Origin of the sequence: Acidithiobacillus concretivorus (assembly GCF_018853445.1) — a bacterium.
Classification (GTDB): Bacteria; Pseudomonadota; Gammaproteobacteria; order Acidithiobacillales; family Acidithiobacillaceae; genus Acidithiobacillus; species Acidithiobacillus concretivorus.
The window spans coordinates 1-20,082 of the sequence record NZ_JABELD010000073.1 but is presented as its reverse complement, the minus strand read 5'-3'; the positions used below and the strand labels follow the sequence as shown (position 1 = coordinate 20,082).

The 20,082-nt window shown below is 51.8% G+C and carries 16 protein-coding genes and 1 tRNA gene; 9 read left to right on the top strand and 8 right to left on the bottom strand.

What is annotated here, in order from left to right; all coding sequences use genetic code 11:
- The coding region (locus HJG40_RS10085) for an adenylosuccinate synthetase (RefSeq protein ID WP_215864066.1) at window positions 1–400 on the top strand (400 nt) is incomplete at its 5' end.
- Between the two features lie 47 nt (window positions 401–447).
- On the opposite strand, the gene HJG40_RS10080 is transcribed toward HJG40_RS10085, so the two are convergent.
- Window positions 448–534, bottom strand: a tRNA-Leu gene (locus HJG40_RS10080).
- A 37-nt stretch (window positions 535–571) separates the two neighbouring features.
- Between HJG40_RS10080 and rnr the strand changes: the two genes are divergently transcribed.
- Complete coding sequence (gene rnr, locus HJG40_RS10075; protein WP_215864065.1) at window positions 572–2,815, top strand: ribonuclease R; 2,244 nt, start codon at window positions 572–574, stop codon at window positions 2,813–2,815.
- Window positions 2,816–2,845: 30 nt separating this feature from the next.
- Here the strand turns inward: rnr and HJG40_RS10070 are convergent, their stop codons facing one another.
- The 7 genes from HJG40_RS10070 to sohB form a co-directional block, all read right to left on the bottom strand.
- Complete coding sequence (locus HJG40_RS10070) at window positions 2,846–4,375, bottom strand: MFS transporter (protein ID WP_215864068.1); 1,530 nt, start codon at window positions 4,373–4,375, stop codon at window positions 2,846–2,848.
- On the bottom strand, window positions 4,375–4,950 hold the full coding sequence (locus tag HJG40_RS10065; RefSeq protein ID WP_215864064.1) for a PqiC family protein: 576 nt from the start codon (window positions 4,948–4,950) through the stop codon (window positions 4,375–4,377). The genes HJG40_RS10070 and HJG40_RS10065 overlap by 1 nt, the downstream gene beginning before the upstream one ends.
- Complete coding sequence (locus HJG40_RS10060; protein WP_215864063.1) at window positions 4,947–6,608, bottom strand: PqiB family protein; 1,662 nt, start codon at window positions 6,606–6,608, stop codon at window positions 4,947–4,949. The genes HJG40_RS10065 and HJG40_RS10060 overlap by 4 nt, the downstream gene beginning before the upstream one ends.
- Window positions 6,601–7,869, bottom strand: coding sequence for a paraquat-inducible protein A (locus HJG40_RS10055; protein ID WP_215864062.1), 1,269 nt, complete (start codon window positions 7,867–7,869; stop codon window positions 6,601–6,603). Before HJG40_RS10055 ends, HJG40_RS10060 begins: the two co-directional genes overlap by 8 nt.
- Before the next feature lie 127 nt (window positions 7,870–7,996).
- Window positions 7,997–11,713 (bottom strand): bifunctional diguanylate cyclase/phosphodiesterase, encoded by a 3,717-nt coding sequence (locus tag HJG40_RS10050; RefSeq protein ID WP_215864061.1) that lies wholly within the window; start codon window positions 11,711–11,713, stop codon window positions 7,997–7,999.
- Window positions 11,710–13,815: a putative bifunctional diguanylate cyclase/phosphodiesterase gene (locus tag HJG40_RS10045; RefSeq protein WP_215864060.1), complete on the bottom strand. Its 2,106-nt coding sequence runs from the start codon at window positions 13,813–13,815 to the stop codon at window positions 11,710–11,712. Before HJG40_RS10045 ends, HJG40_RS10050 begins: the two co-directional genes overlap by 4 nt.
- A gap of 110 nt (window positions 13,816–13,925) precedes the next feature.
- On the bottom strand, window positions 13,926–15,005 hold the full coding sequence (gene sohB / locus HJG40_RS10040) for a protease SohB (RefSeq protein ID WP_226857370.1): 1,080 nt from the start codon (window positions 15,003–15,005) through the stop codon (window positions 13,926–13,928).
- A gap of 30 nt (window positions 15,006–15,035) precedes the next feature.
- Between sohB and HJG40_RS10035 the strand changes: the two genes are divergently transcribed.
- The 7 genes from HJG40_RS10035 to gcvPB form a co-directional block, all read left to right on the top strand.
- A complete protein-coding gene (locus tag HJG40_RS10035; RefSeq protein ID WP_215864059.1) occupies window positions 15,036–15,278 on the top strand; it encodes a MoaD/ThiS family protein in 243 nt (80 codons plus the stop codon).
- A 3-nt stretch (window positions 15,279–15,281) separates the two neighbouring features.
- A complete protein-coding gene (locus tag HJG40_RS10030) occupies window positions 15,282–15,776 on the top strand; it encodes a molybdenum cofactor biosynthesis protein MoaE (RefSeq protein ID WP_215864058.1) in 495 nt (164 codons plus the stop codon).
- A 37-nt stretch (window positions 15,777–15,813) separates the two neighbouring features.
- The gene (locus tag HJG40_RS10025; RefSeq protein WP_215864057.1) at window positions 15,814–16,299 is read left to right on the top strand and encodes a YajQ family cyclic di-GMP-binding protein; all 486 of its coding nucleotides are present in this window, start codon (window positions 15,814–15,816) and stop codon (window positions 16,297–16,299) included.
- A gap of 18 nt (window positions 16,300–16,317) precedes the next feature.
- Window positions 16,318–17,427, top strand: a complete 1,110-nt coding sequence (gene gcvT / locus HJG40_RS10020) for a glycine cleavage system aminomethyltransferase GcvT (RefSeq protein WP_215864056.1) — start codon at window positions 16,318–16,320, stop codon at window positions 17,425–17,427.
- Window positions 17,428–17,431: 4 nt separating this feature from the next.
- Entirely contained in the window at window positions 17,432–17,815 is a 384-nt protein-coding gene (gene gcvH / locus HJG40_RS10015) for a glycine cleavage system protein GcvH (protein WP_215864055.1), read from the top strand.
- 6 nt (window positions 17,816–17,821) lie between these two features.
- Window positions 17,822–19,165 carry an aminomethyl-transferring glycine dehydrogenase subunit GcvPA gene (gcvPA, locus tag HJG40_RS10010; RefSeq protein ID WP_215864054.1) on the top strand — a complete coding sequence of 448 codons (1,344 nt, stop codon included), beginning with the start codon at window positions 17,822–17,824 and terminating at the stop codon, window positions 19,163–19,165.
- Window positions 19,162–20,082, top strand: a 921-nt coding sequence (gcvPB, locus tag HJG40_RS10005) for an aminomethyl-transferring glycine dehydrogenase subunit GcvPB (RefSeq protein ID WP_215864053.1), incomplete at its 3' end; no start/stop codon positions are given. The genes gcvPA and gcvPB, both read left to right, overlap by 4 nt.

Sequence of the window (20,082 nt, the reverse complement as noted above, 5' to 3'; positions counted from 1 at the left end):
AGTGGGCGCGACCACGGGACGGGCCCGCCGTTGTGGCTGGTTTGATGCGGTGGCCTTGCGCGCTGCTTGTCGCGTCAATGGGGTTACCGGTTTGTGCATGACCAAGCTGGATGTGCTGGATGGCCTGGCGGAAATCCGGGTCGCCGTAGGTTATCGGGTTAAGGGCGTGGTGCAGGATGAACTCCCTTCCGGTGCTGAAGCACTGGCAGCCTGTGAACCGGTTTACGAGACTTTTCCTGGTTGGCAGGAATCTACTGCCGGAGTCCGTCGCTGGGAAGATCTGCCCCAGACGGCACGTCAGTATCTGGAGGCTATTGCCGAGCGTGCCGGGCGGCCTCTGGCCATCATTTCAACGGGCCCTGATCGGGAGGATACCATTCTCCTGTCTGGGGTATTGTGAATAGGAAATATAAAAAAGGGCAGACCCTGAAGTCTGCCCTTTGCTTTTGGTACCGGGGACTGGATTCGAACCAGCACAAGCTTTCGCTCACTAGGACCTGAACCTAGCGCGTCTACCAATTCCGCCACCTCGGCGTGGACGGAATGATCTTTGATTAAGGAGTAGTTGTCAATGCCTGAAAACCAGGAGCCCGCAGCACTGAGTGAACGTGATCCCATGTTCGAGCGGGAAAAAGAAAAATATGAACGTCCTATCGTCAGTCGGGAATACATTCTTCAGTATCTGGAAGAAGCGGGACAACCCCTGACGCTGGAAGATTTTTTTGCCGAGCTCGAAATCGATGAAGAAGACCAGGAAGCTCTGCGTCGCCGCCTGCGTGCCATGGAAAGAGATGGGCAATTGGTCCGTAACCGACGCGGAGCCTACGGCATTATCGAAGCCATGGAATTGATTCGGGGGAGTGTCAGCGCCCATCCCGATGGCTTTGGCTTTTTGATTCCTGAAGCCGGTGGCAAAGATCTTTTTTTATCACCCCGGGAAATGCGCAAGGTTTTTCATGGTGATATTATTCTTGGCCGGGCGGTGGGCGAAGATCGGCGTGGACGGATTGAAGGTACGGTCGTCCGTATTCTGGAGCGAGCCCTGAAACAGATTGTCGGGCGTTATTTTGCCGATGGCGGCAGCCATTACGTGGTGCCTGAAGATCGGCGGATTTCCCATGAATTCGGGGTTGTGGAGGGAGGCGAACTAGCGCCGGTTCATGGACAGATCGTGACGCTGGATATTACCCAGTATCCAGATGGACGCAATATGCCCCAGGGAGTTGTCGTGGAAATTCTGGGCGAACACATGGCGCCCGGTATGGAAGTAGAGATTGCGGTGCGTAATTACGGTCTTCCTTATCAATGGTCACAGGCGGTACTGGACGAGGCTGCCCGTTTCTCCGAAGTAGTACCCGAGGATATGAAAGAGGGTCGCCGTGATTTGCGTGATCTTCCTCTGGTTACCATTGATGGGGCCGATGCCAAAGACTTTGATGACGCGGTTTTTGCGGAAGAAATTGCCGACGGTTTTCGCCTTATTGTCGCCATTGCCGATGTGGCCAGTTATGTTCAGTCGGGTTCCGCTCTCGATAAAGAGGCTGTTGCCCGGGGTAACTCTGTCTATTTCCCGCGTCGGGTCATTCCCATGCTGCCGGAAATCCTGTCCAACGGTTTGTGCTCCCTGAATCCGCACGTGGATCGTCTTTGTATGCTTTGCGAAATGGAGATGAATACGGCTGGTGAAGTGCAGCGTTTTCGCTTTGCCCGGGGCGTCATGCGCTCCCAGCGCCGCTTTACCTACGAGGAAGTGGCCGCCATTCTTGATGGGGATGAGGCGTTGCGTACTCAGGATGCAGCTATGGTGCCGCATCTGGAGGCGTTACACCGCCTGTATCAAAGTTTTGCCGGGGCCAGGGAGCGAAGAGGGACCATTGAGTTCGATTCCCAGGAAACGCGCATTATCTACAATGACCAGTTACGCATTGAAAAAATTGTCGCTGTTACCCGTAACGTAGCACATCGCATTATTGAAGAATGCATGCTCGCGGCCAATGTGTGTGCTGCTCAGTATTTCCGGATTCATGACCTGCCCATGTTGTACCGGGTGCATCCAGAGCCTTCCGCAGACAAGCTGGAGGATTTGCGTCGTTTTCTGGGAGAGCTTGGCGTACCCCTGCGCTTGCCGGAGCGTCCGCGTAGCGCCGATCTGGCGAAGATCATTGAAGAAACCCGGGACCGTAGTGATTCCAGTCTGATTCAGACCGTGATTTTACGGAGCCTGTCGCAAGCGTTTTATACGGTGGATACCGGAATGCACTTTGGTTTGGCTTTTCCGGCTTATACCCATTTTACTTCACCTATTCGCCGCTATCCCGATCTGGTGGTTCATCGCGGCATACAGGCTTTGCTGGATGCAGGTACTCAGGAACCACGCTGGTTGGCTAAAAAAGAACTGCAGGAATTGGGGCAGCATTGTTCCATGACCGAACGCCGCGCAGATGAAGCCAGTCGTGAAGCGGTAAACTGGCTCAAATGTGAGTTCATGATGGATAAAATCGGCGAAACATTTACCGGTATTATTACCGGCGTGACCGGTTTTGGCTTGTTTGTTGCCTTGCGCGAGGTCTATGTGGAAGGTCTGATTCATATCAGCACCCTGGGTGAAGATTATTTCCATTTTGATGCGCAGCATTACCGTATTATTGGTGATCGCAGCAAGGAAACATTCCAGCTGGGTGATGCCATTGAAGTCCGGGTGATGAATGTCAACCTGGATGATCGGAAAATTGACTTTGAACGAGCCGTGCCAGAAGGGCAGGCCACGGGTAGTAAATCGCGTCGTCCCCGGCGTTCACGCAAAGAGTCTTCCTGAATATTGCTGGATGTCTGGTAGCAGCGGGCCTCAGGAGTTTTCCGGTATTTTCCGTGCCTGTTGAGAAAACAGCGCGGTTGCCACATCGCGTGGGTAGGTGAAAACGGCTGAAAGCATGAGAATAGTGGCTACCAATAGCAACACGGTGAAAATTCCAAAGCTGATGCTCAGGCCATAACCATTTCCACAATGTTGGAGTTGGCAGTGGCTTTCTGAAAAGTAGGTGGATACCCAACCAAAGACAAAGGGTGCAGCGGCTTCCAGAATATACCGCAAGGAAATTCGAATGCCTTCTGCACGGCCCCAGAGCCGTGAGTGCATAATATCCAGTCGCGCAGCATCCAGCGTCGGATTGGTGGCTCCCAATGCGGCAGACCCTCCAAACAACCAGATAAATTCTAGAACCTGGTTGTTGGTATTCAGAGCCAACAGAAAAAAAGGAATGGTGAGCAGAAAGGCTATTCCAGTAACCCATACTCTTGCAGTAATCAACCCTTTGCGTAATAACCAGTCGGCTATCCAACCGCTGGCTATCACTCCGCCAATGCCACCTAAACCCACACCGACAAAAAGGCTGCTGGCTGCCATCGTATTAATATGGAAGCGTTGAGTCAGATAGAGAATGCCGAAAGCCAGCAGTCCGGTAAAATAAAAATACCCGGCAGAGGATGCGGAAATCAATATCACATTACTGGGAATACTAAGAATGGTTTTTGCAGCCCGAAACCAATGCCAGTGGGTGGGGTCTTCCTGCAATATCCTTTTGCTGACCGGTTGAATGGATTTTTTGCGAATATCGTCGAGCAAATAGCGCCGGTTCTTTTGAGTGGTTACTTGGGCGTGGTCTTGCTGGGTAGAATTTTTTTGGGTCAGTTCTAAAGCGAGTTTCTCCATATTGTTGCGTTGAGGTTCGCTCATGCCTTTCCATAATAAATAGGCAAGCAGAATCGCCATAATGGCCAGTACAAAAAATACCGTGCGCCAGTTGCTGAGGGTGTTGACGGTGCCAGCCAGAATCATGCCGATACCTGCTCCCAATAATTCCCCGCCGACAATCAACCCAAATGCTCGCCCACGCCATGAGGGCGGAAATAAGTCCCCTGAAAGGGAGGCAATGACAGGACCAACAGAAACTCCGGCGGCTCCAGCCAGCATTTGCGTCAGCAGAAACCAGTTATAACCGGGACTGATCCCACTCAGGAGCATGGCTATTGCCCATAAGACGATCAGTTTTATGAGTAAGGGAACACGGCTTTGACGGTCACCAAGAATACCCACGGGCAGAGCTGCTGCTGCACCAGTGAGTATGGAAGCGGTAGACAGCAGGCCATAATCAACATTGCCGATATGCATGCTGCTTTCTAATGCTGGCGCTACCGTACCCAGAGCGGCCAGATTGAGACTGGCGAGTCCTTGAGTCAGGGCCAGTAAAATAATAGCCCGTAGTCTGGGTATGGCATTCAGCCAGTTTTTTTCCTGGAGAAGCAGTGCTTCAATGAGCTTCAGGGGATATAAATATGTATGCGGGATATAAGTATGACCGTTTTTGTGGATGTTCATCACAAATGATGCGCCAATTCCCGGGAGAGCCTTTCCAGTAACTGGCTCATGGCAGCAGCTTGCGCGGTGGGGCTGGAAGGGATATTGCCCTGATAAAAATGACTGCGTCCCTGGGATTGAAGATGCCCGTCGGGCATGCGGCTGATAAACCAGTCGGCATGCAAAAAGACCTGGCCATCATGACTGGGGATGAAACTCTGGACGTTGATTTTGACCAGAAGATAAGGGCCATTTGGTATGGGATCCCCGGGCATGAGCACGGTTTTATCCGGTAATTCGCTCGCTAGATCCTGGGCCAGGACTTTTTGTGCCATACCGCCCAGAGGTGCCGCCCAGCGAACATGTCCGGCAACGTCTATGCGATGTTTACCCTGAAGCGTAGTCAGGTAAAGACGGTCAATATCTGCGGGCATCTGCACATGCGTAACGACTATGGGCAGTCCTCGGCCCTGCAAGGCTTGTTTGGCAGGAACAGGAGTTTGGGAGGATAGGGTCAGATACTGAGTGGGTACGGAAGTGCAGCCAGCGAGTGCCGCCACCATTCCCAACAAGAGGAGTTTTCGGTGCAATGTCATGGTCTTTTTCCAAAAATCAGGGCATTGGGGTGACTGTTCAAATAATCGGTCAATTCCCGCAATGACTGGGCGGTTCGTGATAATTCATACAAAGCGCGTGGGAGGGTCGTGGATTCTGGCGCATTGGCGGCACTTCCCTGACTATGAAGCAGAGCATTACCTGCCTGCAGGGCGGCATGCGCCTCGTGGCTGGCCCCTTTCAGAGATTTCAGGATAGCCGGTAATTGCTGGTTGGCCGTGCGTGTCAACGCATCCAGATGGGCCATGGTCTGCTGCACATGTTGCAAGGTCTCGCGCGTTTGTGAAGAGTTGCTCAAGGTCGCCAGATTCTGGCTGAGTTGATCCAGATTGGCAGCAATTTTCTGGAGAGGAAGAGCATGGATTTTTGTCAGTATGCCATTCAACTGGTGAATACTGCTCTGAATGCCTGCTTCATGGACCATGGGAATGATGGGCGGTTGACCTGGCAACAAACGCGCCGCTTTTGCACCTGGAACGAGGCTGAGATCAATGACCTTGGAACCCAGCATCGGGACAGTACTCCCCAACTGTGCCCGTAAACCCTGAGCAATCAGGTGGCGGAGGATACCATTCATTTGTGCAGCAGGATGAGTCATATCCCATGTCTGTCCATGACGAAGGGGAATCGCCTCGGGATTGATCTGAATGTCGATGTCCGTCAAGAGTGCTTGCTGCCGGGTATCAAAAAACATATGCACAGCCGTAACACTACCCACACGGGCTCCTTCCAGCATGACGGCAGCACCGGACTTCAATCCCTGGGGACCACCAGACATCTGCATTTGATAGGCCACAGCATTTTCCAGAGGCGCATTTTCAGCCGCAGTTGCATTAGCATAAAGGGGAAACTGATCATTATTATTCAAAGTATTGCCAGATTTTGGCGTTGAAAAGCTAATGGCACCGCTCAATAAAGCAGGAATGGCGGGTATATGAACGCCAGGGTGTTCTCCAAAGAGGCTGACAGCGATATTACCCGAACTCCAGAAACGACTATGGGTATTAACCAAATGCAGATTATTTTCCGGAATAAAAGCGTAAATGTCGAAGCCATTACCATTTTTTTGCAATTTTTCGCCGCGTATTTCGCCGACCTGCTCGCCTCTAAATAAAATGGGCGCACCACGTGAAATATTGCCTTTTTCCGGAGCGTGTAAGATGAGAGTGATACCTTTGGATTCACTTTTCAGAACAGGTTCTTCATTCAGTCCGATGACATGATGGATAGTGGGGCCACTATGCGGATCAATGCCGATATAGGGGCCGGCGATGATAGATTTCAGAGAACTTAAATTGGAAAAGCTGACTTTTTCACCGGCAATCCAGTAGCGTGTACCTTTGCCCAGATGATGCGCCATGTAATTGTCAAAACGAATGGAAACAGAAATTTCGCCGAGGGATTTCGACAGCTTGACAGCGGTGACGTGACCAACTGTGACACCACGATATTTGACTACAGTATGATCGGCTTTAATACCGCCTTCGGTCGCAAACTGCACGGTCACATTCGGGCCCTGGTCCATATAGGTGCGTAAGGCCAGCCAGGCGACAATGGCGAGGGCCGCAACAGGCACGGCCCAGATCAGACCGGGCCAGCGGGAGCGACGTATTTTTGCGCTTGGTAAAGGATTATTCATGTGGTTCCATTAGATAAGCGGCCCAGAGTGCGCGGGGATCAAAGATTTCTGTCGCAATCATGGTCAAGACGACTACTGCGAGAAAGGCGGGAAGTGCGTCTCCCACATAAACAGCCAGTAATCCGGATAAGTGCATCAAGGGCAGAAAGACGGTAACGGTAAATACATCCACATGTGACCAGCGGCCAATGGTTTTTATCAGGCGATAGATTTCTGTTTTTAATTTTAGTCGCTTGACAGAGTGGAAGTGCACGGAGATAAAAAACCAGCTTAAAGAAAAAAGCTTCAAAAAAGGAATTACAATACTGGCAATGAAAATAATGGCGGCAAACAGAAAAAAACGTGCATCAATGAGTTTCATGACTCCGGTCATAATCGTATAGCCCTCCATTTTCCCTATTTGATAGTTATATTCCATAGGATAAAGATAGGCGAAGGGATAACAAAAAAAACCCGCCAAAGCAAAGGCTAGGGTACGCACGGTCGATTGTGGTTTATATCGCCAGACTTTTGCCGCACAGCGTGGGCAGGCTTGTCCTTCCTGATGGGCGGCAACTGGCATCCCGCAATGACCACACCCTATATATTCCTTGTCCAGATCCAGAGATTCTACATTGGGACCAATGCGCCGCCATATTTCCCGTCTTTCCAGGGTCGCTCGCGTGACCATGCTGAGAAACGCCAGCCCTACCACACACCAGCCTCCGGTACCCACTTCAATGGGTAGAAAAGGCGCGACCCGTTCATAGCCGATGCCAAAACCAATCAGAAAAACATCCAGCATGGCCCATTGGTCCAGCCATTCAGACCAGCGAAACATTCTGCCCAGCCAGCTGGGGTAGTGCCCGGTATCCAGTTGGAGTAATACCACGGCCAGAGTGCTGAAGCGTAAAAAGGGGAGGATGAGCAATTCCAGAGCCAGAATGATCGCTACCAAGGGCCAGCCCTGGGCAGCCACTCCCCAAATGCCCGATGCAAGTACACTTTGATGATGTACGCCAAATATATTAACGGACAGCAGTGGTAGAAAATTGGCTGGTATCAGTAGGAACAGGGCCGATAAGGTCATGGCCATGGCCGCATTAATGCTGCGACCGGAAGTGCGCTCCATAATATGACCACAGCGCGGACAGGCGAGCTTGCCGCGACCTTGTAGAGGCGGCAAACGCTGAATCAGCCCGCAATCCGGACAGACTTCCACCCCATGAGGTGGGTCCAGGGCGGCATCGGGAACCCCAATCAGAGTAGTATCCAGTGACATATTTTATGGATATCTCTTTGAGAAAGCCCGGTAATTTGGCTTCTGTGAATGCTTCATCCGTTCATTTTAGCAGAAAAATAGCCGATGAGTTTCTATGACGCTTATGACAAGGTGTACCGCTATTTGTTCAGTTTTGGGTTTGTAAGTGCATAGCCAGAGTGATTTGCTGCAGAACCGCCTCGCCCTGACGCTGCAAGGGGTAAATATCCACAGTGGATCCTCTTTCAAGGGTTGGTACCAGACCTTCGAGGATAGCATGATAATCATGATGGGCTTTTTCAAGATTATTGAGGTCCATGGCGCTGAGTTGCTTCAGCCTCTGTTGAACCGGGCAGTGGCAACTTGACCATGGAGAAAGCTGTAAAAACCAGTTTGGATTGCTGGTTAACAAGTTGGTAATGGTTTTCTGGTAGTCAATAACTTCAGCATATAACTGGAGAAGATCAAATTTTATTGCATGATTTGCGTTCATTGCCTGATTGTTATTTATCAACCATGCTGGCAACTCACTGGCCCACATGGGACGGGCCACGGCATAACCTTGCAGCATGGGTGCCTGCATCAATCGCAACACGTTCAATATGCTCTGATTTTCTACTCCCTCGACGATGATTTCCACATTTTGCGATATGCCTATATCCAGTATGGCTCGGAGAAAGTGCAAATCATTGGGGTTTTCTCCCAGATTACGCACGAAGGCCTGATCAATTTTGATTTCATCGACAGGTAATTCCTTGAGATAAAGTAAAGAGGCATATCCCGCTCCTACATCATCCAAGCCAATGCGATAACCCTGTTTTTGTAAGCTGCGGATGGATTCTGCACTGAATTCCAGCGATCGGAGTTCTTCACTTTCCAGGATTTCCAAAATCAGGCTCTGGGGAGGGATAGCACAGCCATCCAGAAGATTCTGCAAGCGTTCCAAGGTAACGGCACTGATCAGGGATCCTGGCAGAATATTCAATGATATCCAAAGATCAATGCCAGCTTCTTTCCAGGTTTGCCAGTCTCCGGCAATTTGATTGAGCACCAGTTCAGTCAGCCGCCATTGGTCTTCTGGCTCAAGGTAAGGCAGAAAATCTCCTGGAGAGATGGCCTCCGCTTTGTTGTTGAGACGAGCCAAAGCTTCGACCCCCACAATGCGTTCCTGACGCAAATCGAGCACGGGCTGATACTGAAGAACCATTTGTCCTTCATGCAGGAGCGTTTGAATGCGTATATGTTCATTGTTTTGCGCTTCGGCAAATATGGACCAGAACTGATCACGCCGGGACTTGTTCTGTTTGGCCTGGTAGAGCGCATGATCTGCCTGACGAAGCAGGAGATCCGCATCACTTGGGTCATTTTCAGCCTGCGGATAAAAAGTGATTCCAGCGCTAATGCCGACATGAATGCCTGGTAATCCACCCAAAAAGTAAGGTTCTGCCAATGTTCTTTCTATTTTTGTCAGGATAGGCGGGATTTGGTCACGATTTTGTAAGTTGTCCCAAACCAGGACAAATTCATCACCTCCGAGTCTGGCAAGAAGATCACTTTGGCGCAGAGCCTGACTCAGTCGGGCCGCAACTTCCTGCAGTAATAAGTCGCCCGTTGCATGACCATATTGATCATTAACCGGCTTAAAGTCATCCAGGTCCAGCATGGCTACTGCCAGCAGACGGTTATTGCGACGCGCTCTGGCCATGGCGGGATGCAGAAATTCAGTGAAACCCCGACGATTGGCCAGTCCGGTCAGCGCATCATGACGAGCCAGATGACTTTGCCGCTGGCGTTCTTCCAATAATTCACTTTTCAGATAAATTTCATCCAGCGCATGGCCTACCAGCAGGGCAATTTGCTGTAATACTTCCGTTATTTCCTGGTTGAACAGATCGGGACGGGGTCCAATGACATTGAGCATGGCCCAGCATCCCTGGCGATGATAGACGGGAAAAGTTGCTACGGATCGCCATTGATTGTGGCTGGCTTCGGCGTACCAGTCAGTTTCGGGGCCAAGGGCACGCAGATAATCCTGAACAATCAGCTTTTCCTGGTTGCGCCAAGCTTGCGATGTCAGAGATTGGCCGTCGGGAATCTCATCAGGATGGATGGTCCAGCGCCGCTGCAAGATCCACTCGACATGATGACCCGCCAGGGCAAGTGCCTGAAAAACGCCATTTTCATCAGGACGAATAATAAATGCTGCATTGAACAGTCCACTCTGAATGAGTTCTTCACATATTTGCTGCAGCATCGGCGGGGCTTCTCGCGCCTGCAGGGCAATATCACCACTGATGAGCATGGTTTTTTGTAAAATTCGCGCATCATCCAGTTGCTGTGCGACTTTTCTTTGTCGCAAAAAGGCGGTGAGGTCGTCACTGAGACGTTCCAGCAACTCAATAATGGCGTTGGGAAAGACGCTATCATCAAAACGATACAAGGCAATGACGCCACGCCGGCCATCAGGCCAGACAAAAGGCGTATAAATGCTGCCGCCCATGCGGTGTGTTTTGATGAGATCCTGCCAGGGCTCAAATAGAGGATCACGGGCACCAAACAGGAGTGTGCGATTTTCGGTAATGGCACGACCGGAAGGCGACTGGGTATGTTCTGCTGTGGCCCAGCAGAATAGTTGTAACTTACTGAGTGGAATGGCCAATTCACCGGCTTTGGCAGGGATGTTTATCAGACCGCTGTGTTCGTCAACTTCGCCTATCCAGGCTGCCGCCAAATGCATTCTGGTAACCAGAATCTCACAAAAGCGGACGAGAATAAGCGATAATTCGAGCGGGTCGATGGCAGCAAACAGTCGGTTGACTTCAGTGACGGATTGCAAAAAAGCATCCCTTACCTGCAACTCACGATTGCGTATTTGTAAATCCTGAGACCGGGCGAATACACGTTGTTCCAGTTCAAGATTGGCGGTTTCCAGTGCGGTAGCGGCATGATTACGTTCATACATCATGGCAGCAGCTATTAAGCCGATGGATTCCAGTAGAATACCGACCATTTGCGCCATGGTTTCGGGATACAAATTATGGCTGTGCTCGTATGGTCCATAACCCATGCTGGTTCCTACCAGCGCGAGCAGAAACCCTGCGGCAGCCAAAGGATAGACAAGACGTGCAGGATAATTGGCCAGCATCCAGAGAAAGGGCAATATGAGCAAAAATACAGCCCCTACGGCCAGATTTCCTGATGGGTAGGTCTGAAAAAAAAGCAGGATAATAGCCCCTAAGGTGCCTGTTCCCAACAAGAGAAAACGCTTGTCCAGAAACGTTTTTTGCGCAGGTTGCCCATGGAAAAAAAGTAGAAATAACGTACTTATATTGATGATGGCCGCCGCGTTGGCCATTGTCCAAAACAAAATCAGATGGGGAATATTCCCGGTGGCTTTCGTGAATAACCAGCCACCAGCTCCCGTCAGGCTGGCAGTAAATAGGGCGGGGATTCCTGCAAAAAGTAATAAATAGGCGATACTGTGACGGACTGTTTGTAATCCTGCCCAACCTGGACAGAATCGACGTAAAAGCAGGCTGCCCAGCCAGGCACCCATGATCTCGCTGCCGGCAAGCCAGATGTTGATTCCCCAGCGGAGGTCGATAAAAAAGTGCCCGCCCAGTAATGCTGCAAATAGTAGTCCCGGTATGACTCGTGGTCCCCAAACCAGCAGCCCGTAGGCAGTAATTCCCGCCGCCGGCCAGATGGGCCAGAAGCGGCCCGCCAGGGAATGGCTGAAAATCAGTGCCGCAAAAATAGTCAGCAGCCCGTGCCCGACAAAAAGCCCGGCATTCAGTAAAAAAATCTGCCGCAGAGACAAAGGCAGAGCGCGCGCGGGTAATTGAATTTTAGCAAATGATTTCAAGGCTTGGCCGTGATAAATGCTGCCATCTCGGTGAGGATGCCTGCCGTTAAGTGATCATAAATTTCCATGCGGTATTCGCTGGATAAATGATTGCTGACGATATCGGCAATGACCTGCTGTAATTGTTCACGTTGCTCACGCAGACGAGGGATGGTATCCATGAGCGGATAAAGAGGGCAGGACAAATTATCACAGGTCAACTGGACGTTAATGCTTTGCGGCATACTTTGTAGTACGGCACGTAAGCCCTTGGCAAGTACCAGAAAACGGGCAAAGCTGACCAATAAACTGGGGCTGGACGACTGCATTGAAATTTGTTGTCCCAGGAAGCGCTGACTGATTTCGCCGGCAGAAACGGGTCGACTGATGGCATAACCCTGTACCTGACGAATTCCCAGAGCGGTTACGGCAGATAACACTTCCGCGTTTTCAATGCCTTCGACAATGAGTTCTACTCCCAGTCCATTGGCCATTTCCAACATGCTCGCCAGAAAATGCAGATCTCTTGGGCGCTTTTCCAGGTGACGGCTGAACGCCTGGTCCAGTTTGACGGCGTCAAATGGGTAATCCCTGAGACGCAGCAGGCTGGCGTAAGCCGTGCCCAGATCGTCGAGAGCAATGCGTACGCCCAATTCTTTAAGGCGGCCGAGTTGTGCTTTGGCTGAGGCGTAATCCAGAAATTCGTCTCCTTCCAGCACTTCAACAATCAATTGTCCGGCAGGCATCTGAAAGCGCAGCAGGGTATTTTCAATAGACTGAATGACTTCTTCAAGCAGCAGGTCCTGAGGCTCGAAATTGACCGCGATGCAAACACTTTGGCCGCTATCCTGCCACAACTGCCATTGTCGGGCGGCTTGTTCCAAAACCGTACAACTGAGTTTGCGACGATCTTCTGCACTCAACCAGGGTAAAAACTCGCCGGTTTCCAACAGCTTGCCGTTTTCCTCCAGGCGAGCGAGGGCTTCCAGTTCATGGATGCGACCACTCGGAGTATGGATAATGGGCTGGTAGAGCGTAACCACATGCTCAGCAAGCAGTGCCCGAAAACGTTGTTGACGAGCGATGAGCTGCGGCGTATTGGGGTCATAAATGGACGAGGGGTCATAGAGCGTATAGAACTGCGCAGTTTTATGTCTTTTGGCCTGATGCAGGGCCAGATCGGCATGATGAATAATATCCCGAGGCTTGTCGTCGTCCAGGGGATAGACGGTTACGCCAATGCTGGCTTGAATCCGCCGCTCCGCATGGTTGACCGTAAAGGCACGATCCAAAGTCATCCGTATGCGTTCCATGACCACTTCGAGATCACTCCAGCGCTCGAGATTTTCAATCAGCAATACAAATTCATCACCACCCATCCGGAAGATCATGTCCTGGCTTCGCAAATCTTTTTGAATACGTTGGCTGAATTCAATCAGAATCTGGTCCCCCGTCAGTCGCCCCATCTGTTCATTGATTTCCTTAAAATTATCGAGATCAATCATCGCCACTGCCAGCAGCCGCTGATGCTGATCAGCCATACGTAGCGCCTGTTCCAGACGATCATCCAGCTCCATGCGATTATACAGACCCGTCAGAGGATCACGGCGCGCATGTTGTTGCAGGCTCATGATCATGTCGCCCATATAGGCAAAGGCAGAAAAAAACTCGGTACCGACGTGCTCAAAGTAACCCGGCGCATTGCTGCCCACAACACCCAGCGCTTTTTGCCCCTCAATACCGAAGGGGACCAGGATAATCTCAGAGAGCTGTTTGCGCAGAGGCCGTAGCCATTCTGGACAATCGGGATTGTCCAGGGAATACGTCATTGCTGTATTGCTGCTCAGAACCTGATAGCAGGGATCCTGAGGGTTTTCGGAAATGTCTGGATGATGCTGGATGCCCAGTTCATGGTAGGGTTTTAGTGGCCTACCAGGCACCTGAAAGGCGTACCATGCCCATTTTAAGGCGCTGTTGTTGTCGAGAATGCTCTGGCAAAGCGCATTCAGAAATCCGTATGCTCCTGCATCAGCGGGAACCGCACTCAAGGCTTGGAGCATGGCGGAAAAAAGCGTGCTGCGGTCACGCTCAATGGCCGTAACATTTTTTATCGGGTTGGGCACTAGGGTGTCCGCTATAAATTTATAAAGTATATAGTTAAATAGGACAACAAGGGAAGATGACAAGGTATTGTGTTAAATTGGTAATTTATTAATTGCTGATGTGCCGAACGTCAGCGAAACCAGAGTTTATCCCAACTTTGCTGCGCAGCTAGCCCGAGTTTTTGCGGCAGGCTTTTGGGTCGATGGTAACTCAGAAGCAGTAACTTACCTTTTTGGGCTGCCTCAACAATGATCTCGTCACTGGTGGCCAGTTGGTCAACCAATCCCAGTTGCAGCGCCTTATTACCCAGCCAGGCCTCACCGGTGGCCACTTTTTCCAGATCAAGCTGGGGACGAAACTGCTCTACGAAGTCACGGAACTGGGCATGGGTCTCTTCCAGCTCTTCACGCAGTTTGGCACGACCACTTTCAGTATTTTCTCCGAAAAGGGTAACGGTTCGCTTGTATTTACCAGCGGTAAACTGCTCGAAATCAATGTTGCGCTCTTGTAACCAGCGGTGAAAATTGGGAATTTGTGCAACAACCCCAATAGAACCGAGCAGCGCAAATGGGCTGGCCACAATCCGATCTGCAGTCACGGCCATCATGTATCCACCGCTGGCAGCGATAGCATCCACCAATACCGTGCTATGAATTTTGGCGGCACGCAGGCGCAAAAGCTGGGCGGCTGCCAAACCATACGTATTGACCATGCCGCCGCCGCTTTCTAGGCGGATGAGCACTGAATCATCGGGCTGGGCAACCTGAATGATCGCGGTAATTTCCTCGCGCAAAGCACTTACCGCCGAAGCCCGAATGTCACCCTTGAAGTCCAGCAGATATGTGCATTTTTCGTCTTTTCGGGCTTTATGCACTTTCTTGAGGTTTTTTTGATGCGCTTTGCGGCGTTTTTTGTCGAAGCGGAACACTTCGATGCGGTCAGCAGCTTGTTCAATTTGCTGGCGTAAATCCGTAACCTGGACCTGCCCTGCAGTTGCGGGCTTGCGTTTGCTGAGGGCGATGGCAGCAATGCCTCCGGCGACAATTAGGATGGCGACCACTATGGTGGCCGTTTCGGCGAGAAAAGTGAGGTAGTGACTGAAGAAGTTTCCCATGCAGCGACTATATACCAGATGTATCCAGGCCCAAAGTGCTTCACGCAGGTTTACTGTGGCTTCTGGTTGAAGCTCAGGGCTTGGGGGCGTTATCATCTGCAATCTTCCTGAAAATGGATTCCGTAGATGATTCATGTGAAGTTTTTTGCCAGTGTGCGGGAGCGTGTCGGTTCGGCCGAAATGCGGCTGGCCTGTCCGCCTGGTGGATTTACAGTAGAAGAGGTGCTGACCATGGTTGAGGGGCAGGCCGGGACGGAATTGCATGACGCCCATTTGCTAGCTTCACTCAATCAGCAGCATGTTTCCTTTACGGCGATGGTTAAAGATGAAGATGAGGTGGCTTTTTTTCCTCCGGTAACCGGAGGTTGATGGATGATAGTTAAAGTTCAGAAAGAAGATTTTGATGCGTCAGCCGCATGTACCGAAATGGCTGCGGTAAGTGGCGTAGGGGCATTGGTGACTTTTGTGGGTACGGTTCGGGATTACAGCGACGCCAGCGACATTTTATCCATGGAAATTGAGCATTATCCGGGTATGACGGAAAAGGAGCTGGAACGCGTCAGTATGCAGGCCGCAAAAGCTTACGATATTATCGATAGCCTCATTATTCATCGTTACGGTTTGTTGCAGCCTCAGGATAATATTGTGCTGGTGGCGGTCTGGTCCCGGCATCGGGCTGCAGCTTTTGATGCTTGTCGTTTTTTAATAGATGTTCTCAAGACCTCTGCGCCTTTCTGGAAAAAAGAAATCACCCCGCAAGGATCCCGCTGGGTAACAGATTGCCCGGGTTGTCGGGCCGGGAGTCGGGAGGGGCACAGTCATTCAGTACCTTCAGCCCATCCGGATCAACGGCTTCACTCCAGTTAAAACCTGCCCAACGGCAGAAAAATTAAGGAAACAGGTTATGCCAAGTTTTGATGTGGTTTCTGAAGTGGATATGCAGGAGGTGGATAACGCCCTGCACACTACGCAAAAAGAAATTTCTACCCGCTATGATTTTAAGGGCAGTAAGGCGTCTATTGAACGAAAAGATAAAGAAATCATTTTGCTGGCCGAAGATGAATACAAACTGGGGCAGATGATCGATTTATATTCAGCCCGGTTGGTAAAGCGCGGGGTGGATCTGAAGGCCCTCGATGTCGGGAAAACAGCGGCTGCTGCAGGCGGCATGGAACGTCAGGTACTTACCTTAAAAGTCGGGCTGGAAACGGAAGTGTCCAAGCGCATGATTAAACATCTCAAAGATGGTAAGTTCAAGGCTCAGGGCAGTATTCAGGGCGACCAGTTACGGGTGTCGGGTAAAAGCCGCGATGAGCTGCAAGCCGCCATTGCTGCCCTGCGTTCTGAAGATTTTGGCTTACCCCTGCAATTTAATAATTTCCGCGATTAAGCAAAAGGTTTTCAGGCAATGACAAAACAGACGGCGCTATATGACTGGCATCTGGCGCATGGGGCGCGCATGGTGGATTTTGCCGGATGGCAAATGCCCCTGCAATATGCCTCGCAGCTCGCCGAACATAAGGCAGTGCGTGAACTGGCCGGTTTTTTTGATGTTTCCCACATGCGCCCTTTGGATATTGAGGGCAGGGATGCCCGCAGCCTGCTCCGTCATGCCCTGGCCAATGACGTGGCCAGGCTCGATGCCCATCCGGGTAAAGCCCTGTACAGCACCATGTTGCAGATGGATGGCGGCATTATTGATGATCTGATTGTGTATTATCGGGGAGGCGATACTTATCGGATAGTCCTGAATGCTTCGGGTGCAGAGGCAGATACTGCCCATTTTCAAAAGCTCATCGACCAGCATGCCTGGCAGGTGAAGCTAAGCAAACGTCCTGATCTGGGTATTGTTGCTGTTCAAGGACCGAAGGCCCGGGCGCGGGTGGCCGATTTGCTGCAAATGCCCGCCCTGGAGTCGCTAAAGCCTTTTACTGCGCTGAAACAGGATGGATTTTTTATTGGCCGGACGGGTTATACCGGCGAAGATGGCGTAGAAATCATAGCGGCAAATACCCTCTTACCGGAACTGGCCGGGCGTTTGTTGGCAGCAGATATTGCTCCAGCGGGACTGGCTGCGCGGGATAGCTTGCGCCTGGAAGCGGGCCTGGACTTGTACGGTCAGGATATGGACACCTCGGTTTCTCCCTATGCCAGCAATCTTGGCTGGACCGTGGATTTGCGCGATTCCGATCGCGTTTTTATGGGTCGAAGCGCACTCGAAGCAGAACTCACTCGTGGCGATGGTCCACGCCTGGTAGGAATCGCTCTGTCTGCGGGTATTCCCCGACACGGTTATGTGCTGGAAGACGCTGCGGGGACGCCTTGCGGTGTGGTCACCAGTGGTATTTTTTCTCCGAGTCTGCAATGTGGTATTGCGCTGGCCAGAGTCAATGCCCCCGTAGCGGCAGGAAGCATTTTACAATTAGTCATTCGTGGTGCCCGCAAACCGGCCTTGGTGGTCAAACCGCCGTTCTGGCGTCAGGGCACCGCAACTTTTACCTTTGCTGAGGAGTGTTGAAGGCATGAGCAAAATTCCGCAATCATTACGTTATAGCAGCACTCACGAGTGGGTCGAAGACCTGGGTAATGGACGTTACCGGGTAGGCATTACCGATCATGCTCAAGCATTGCTGGGCGATCTGGTTTATGCAGAAGTTCCTGAAGTCGGAAAGGATCTCCAGGCCGGAACGGTTTGCGGTGTCCTGGAGTCGGTCAAGGCGGCTGCGGATTTGTATGCGCCCATTGATGGCAAGGTTCTGGAGCGTAATGAGGCACTGAATGACAGTCCGCAACTGCTGAATGAGGATCCCTACGCGCAGGGCTGGATGATGGTGGTTGCCGCCGAGTCTTCTGCCTACGCAGGGCTGATGGATGCAGCCGCATACGCAAACATTGCGGAGGCGTAAGCGGAAATGCCCTATATTCCCCATGATGCGGAAGAAACGGCGGCGATGTTGGCTGCCGTAGGTGTGAATAGTCTGGATGCGCTTTTTGATGAAATTCCGTCCAGTCTGCAGGTCCATGATATGGTACTGCCGGAAGGCTTGTCCGAGATGGCTTTGCGTCGGGAGCTCGAAGGCCGGGCCCTGGCTAACACGCCGTTATTGTGCTTTGCTGGCGGAGGTGCCTATGCACATCATATTCCTGCCATTGTCTGGGAAATTGCCGCTCGGGGCGAATTTTACTCTGCTTACACCCCTTATCAGCCGGAAGCCAGTCAGGGTACCTTGCAGGTACTTTATGAATACCAAAGTTTTATCACCCGCCTGACTGGTCTGGAAGTCAGTAATGCCTCCTTGTACGACGGCGCCTCCGGTTTGGCCGAAGCCTGTCTGATGGCTCTACGCATTCAAGGAAGCGAAAAAAGCATCCTGGTGCCGGAGAATCTTCTGCCCAGCTGGCGCAGCGTGCTGGATACGGTGCTAGGCATGCAGAATATTCGTCTGCAAGCCGTGTCTTACGATCCCGACAGCGGTACCTTGCAGATTCCCGGCGATGCGAGCGATGCGGCGGCTCTGATTATTCCCCAGATTAACGCTTTTGGCTTGCTGGAATCGGTGGACACGCTGACGGACTGGGCACATGCCCAAGGATTGTTAACCATTGCGGTAGTCAATCCGCTGGCTCTGGCCATGTTGAAGGCTCCCGGCGACTGGGGCGGAAAGGGTGCTGATATGGCTGTGGGTGAGGGCCAACCGATGGGGATTCCGCTGACGGGAGGGGGGCCATACTTTGGCTTTCTTGCCTGCCGCAAAGCCCATGTCCGGCAATTGCCGGGTCGTCTGGTCGCCAAAACCGTCGATGCGCAGGGTCGTACAGGGTATTGTCTGACGCTGCAGGCTCGTGAACAGCATATCCGGCGGGGTAAGGCTACCAGTAATATCTGCACCAATCAGGGCTTAATGGTCACGGCTGCTACCATTCATATGGCGACGCTTGGAAGCCATGGTCTTCAGGAAACCGCTAGCTGCTGCCACATCCGCTCCCAGCAACTTCGAGAGCTATTGGCCGCACTGCCGGGGGTGAGTTTTCCCTATGCGGGTGCTTTTTTCCATGAATGGGTATTGCGCTTGCCGATGTCGGCAACGGCTGTTCGTGACGCACTGTTGGGCCATGGGTTGCTCGCGGGTATTCCTTTGCGTGAATGGGAAATGGGTGAATCTGGTGATTTGCTGGTGTGTACTACGGAATTACTGGAAGAAGCCGATCTATTGTCTTATCGGGATGCGCTGAAAAGCGTTCTGGAGGCCCAATGAATCCAGCAGTGACAGAAACCGTGAATGACAGCATTTTTGCCCACGATCATCATTTGCCGGCACCCAAATTGCCCGCTGATATTCCCGGAGAACTACTTCGCAAGACGCCGCTGAATTTGCCTAATGCTTCCGAACTGGATGTGTTGCGGCATTACACCCGCTTGTCGCAGAAAAATTTTGCGATTGATACCCAGTTTTACCCGCTGGGATCTTGTACTATGAAATATAATCCGCGTATTGCCCATGCCATGGCTTCATTACCCGGTTTTGCCCGACTGCATCCCGGTACTCCGGCCCCCGCCATGCAGGGTTTGCTGCAGGTTCTCTGGGAGTTGCAGGAATGGCTGGCAGCGGCAACGGGTATGGCTGCGGTGAGTCTGACACCGGCGGCAGGAGCCCAGGGCGAACTGGCTGGCGTGGCCATGATTCGCGCTTATCATCTGGCGCGGGGCGATACTGGGCGCAACAAGATGCTGATTCCTACGGCGGCCCACGGCACCAATCCAGCCAGTGCGCAAATGGCCGGTTTTGAGGTTATCGAAATTCCCAACCTGCCCGATGGTGATCTGGATATGGCCGCTTTGGATGCTCACCTGGGTCCGGATGTGGCTGGAATTATGCTCACCAACCCCTCGACTTTGGGGGTTTTTGAAAGACGTATTGCCGAAATTGCCCGCCATGTGCATGCCGCCGGGGGGCTGCTTTATTATGATGGTGCCAATCTCAATGCCATTCTCGGCCGGGTTCAGCCTGGTCAGATGGGTTTTGATGTGATGCATTTAAATTTGCACAAAACCTTTGCCACCCCCCATGGAGGTGGTGGACCAGGGGCGGGTGCTGTGGCTGTGCAGGAACGCCTCAAACCCTTTTTGCCACTCCCCACAGTTTTAAAAGAGCCGCATGGGGCCCTGCGCTGG

What these genes read in the sequence shown, in the direction of transcription:
- HJG40_RS10070 (WP_215864068.1), bottom strand. Translation starts at nt 4,375, where the DNA reads ATGAACATCCACAAAAACGGTCATACTTATATCCCGCATACATATTTA.
- HJG40_RS10035 (WP_215864059.1), top strand. Translation starts at nt 15,036, where the DNA reads ATGATTCATGTGAAGTTTTTTGCCAGTGTGCGGGAGCGTGTCGGTTCG.
- gcvT (WP_215864056.1), top strand. Translation starts at nt 16,318, where the DNA reads ATGACAAAACAGACGGCGCTATATGACTGGCATCTGGCGCATGGGGCG.
- HJG40_RS10025 (WP_215864057.1), top strand. Translation starts at nt 15,814, where the DNA reads ATGCCAAGTTTTGATGTGGTTTCTGAAGTGGATATGCAGGAGGTGGAT.
- HJG40_RS10055 (WP_215864062.1), bottom strand. Translation starts at nt 7,869, where the DNA reads ATGTCACTGGATACTACTCTGATTGGGGTTCCCGATGCCGCCCTGGAC.
- rnr (WP_215864065.1), top strand. Translation starts at nt 572, where the DNA reads ATGCCTGAAAACCAGGAGCCCGCAGCACTGAGTGAACGTGATCCCATG.
- gcvPA (WP_215864054.1), top strand. Translation starts at nt 17,822, where the DNA reads ATGCCCTATATTCCCCATGATGCGGAAGAAACGGCGGCGATGTTGGCT.
- sohB (WP_226857370.1), bottom strand. Translation starts at nt 15,005, where the DNA reads ATGATAACGCCCCCAAGCCCTGAGCTTCAACCAGAAGCCACAGTAAAC.
- HJG40_RS10065 (WP_215864064.1), bottom strand. Translation starts at nt 4,950, where the DNA reads ATGACATTGCACCGAAAACTCCTCTTGTTGGGAATGGTGGCGGCACTC.
- HJG40_RS10030 (WP_215864058.1), top strand. Translation starts at nt 15,282, where the DNA reads ATGATAGTTAAAGTTCAGAAAGAAGATTTTGATGCGTCAGCCGCATGT.
- HJG40_RS10060 (WP_215864063.1), bottom strand. Translation starts at nt 6,608, where the DNA reads ATGAATAATCCTTTACCAAGCGCAAAAATACGTCGCTCCCGCTGGCCC.
- gcvH (WP_215864055.1), top strand. Translation starts at nt 17,432, where the DNA reads ATGAGCAAAATTCCGCAATCATTACGTTATAGCAGCACTCACGAGTGG.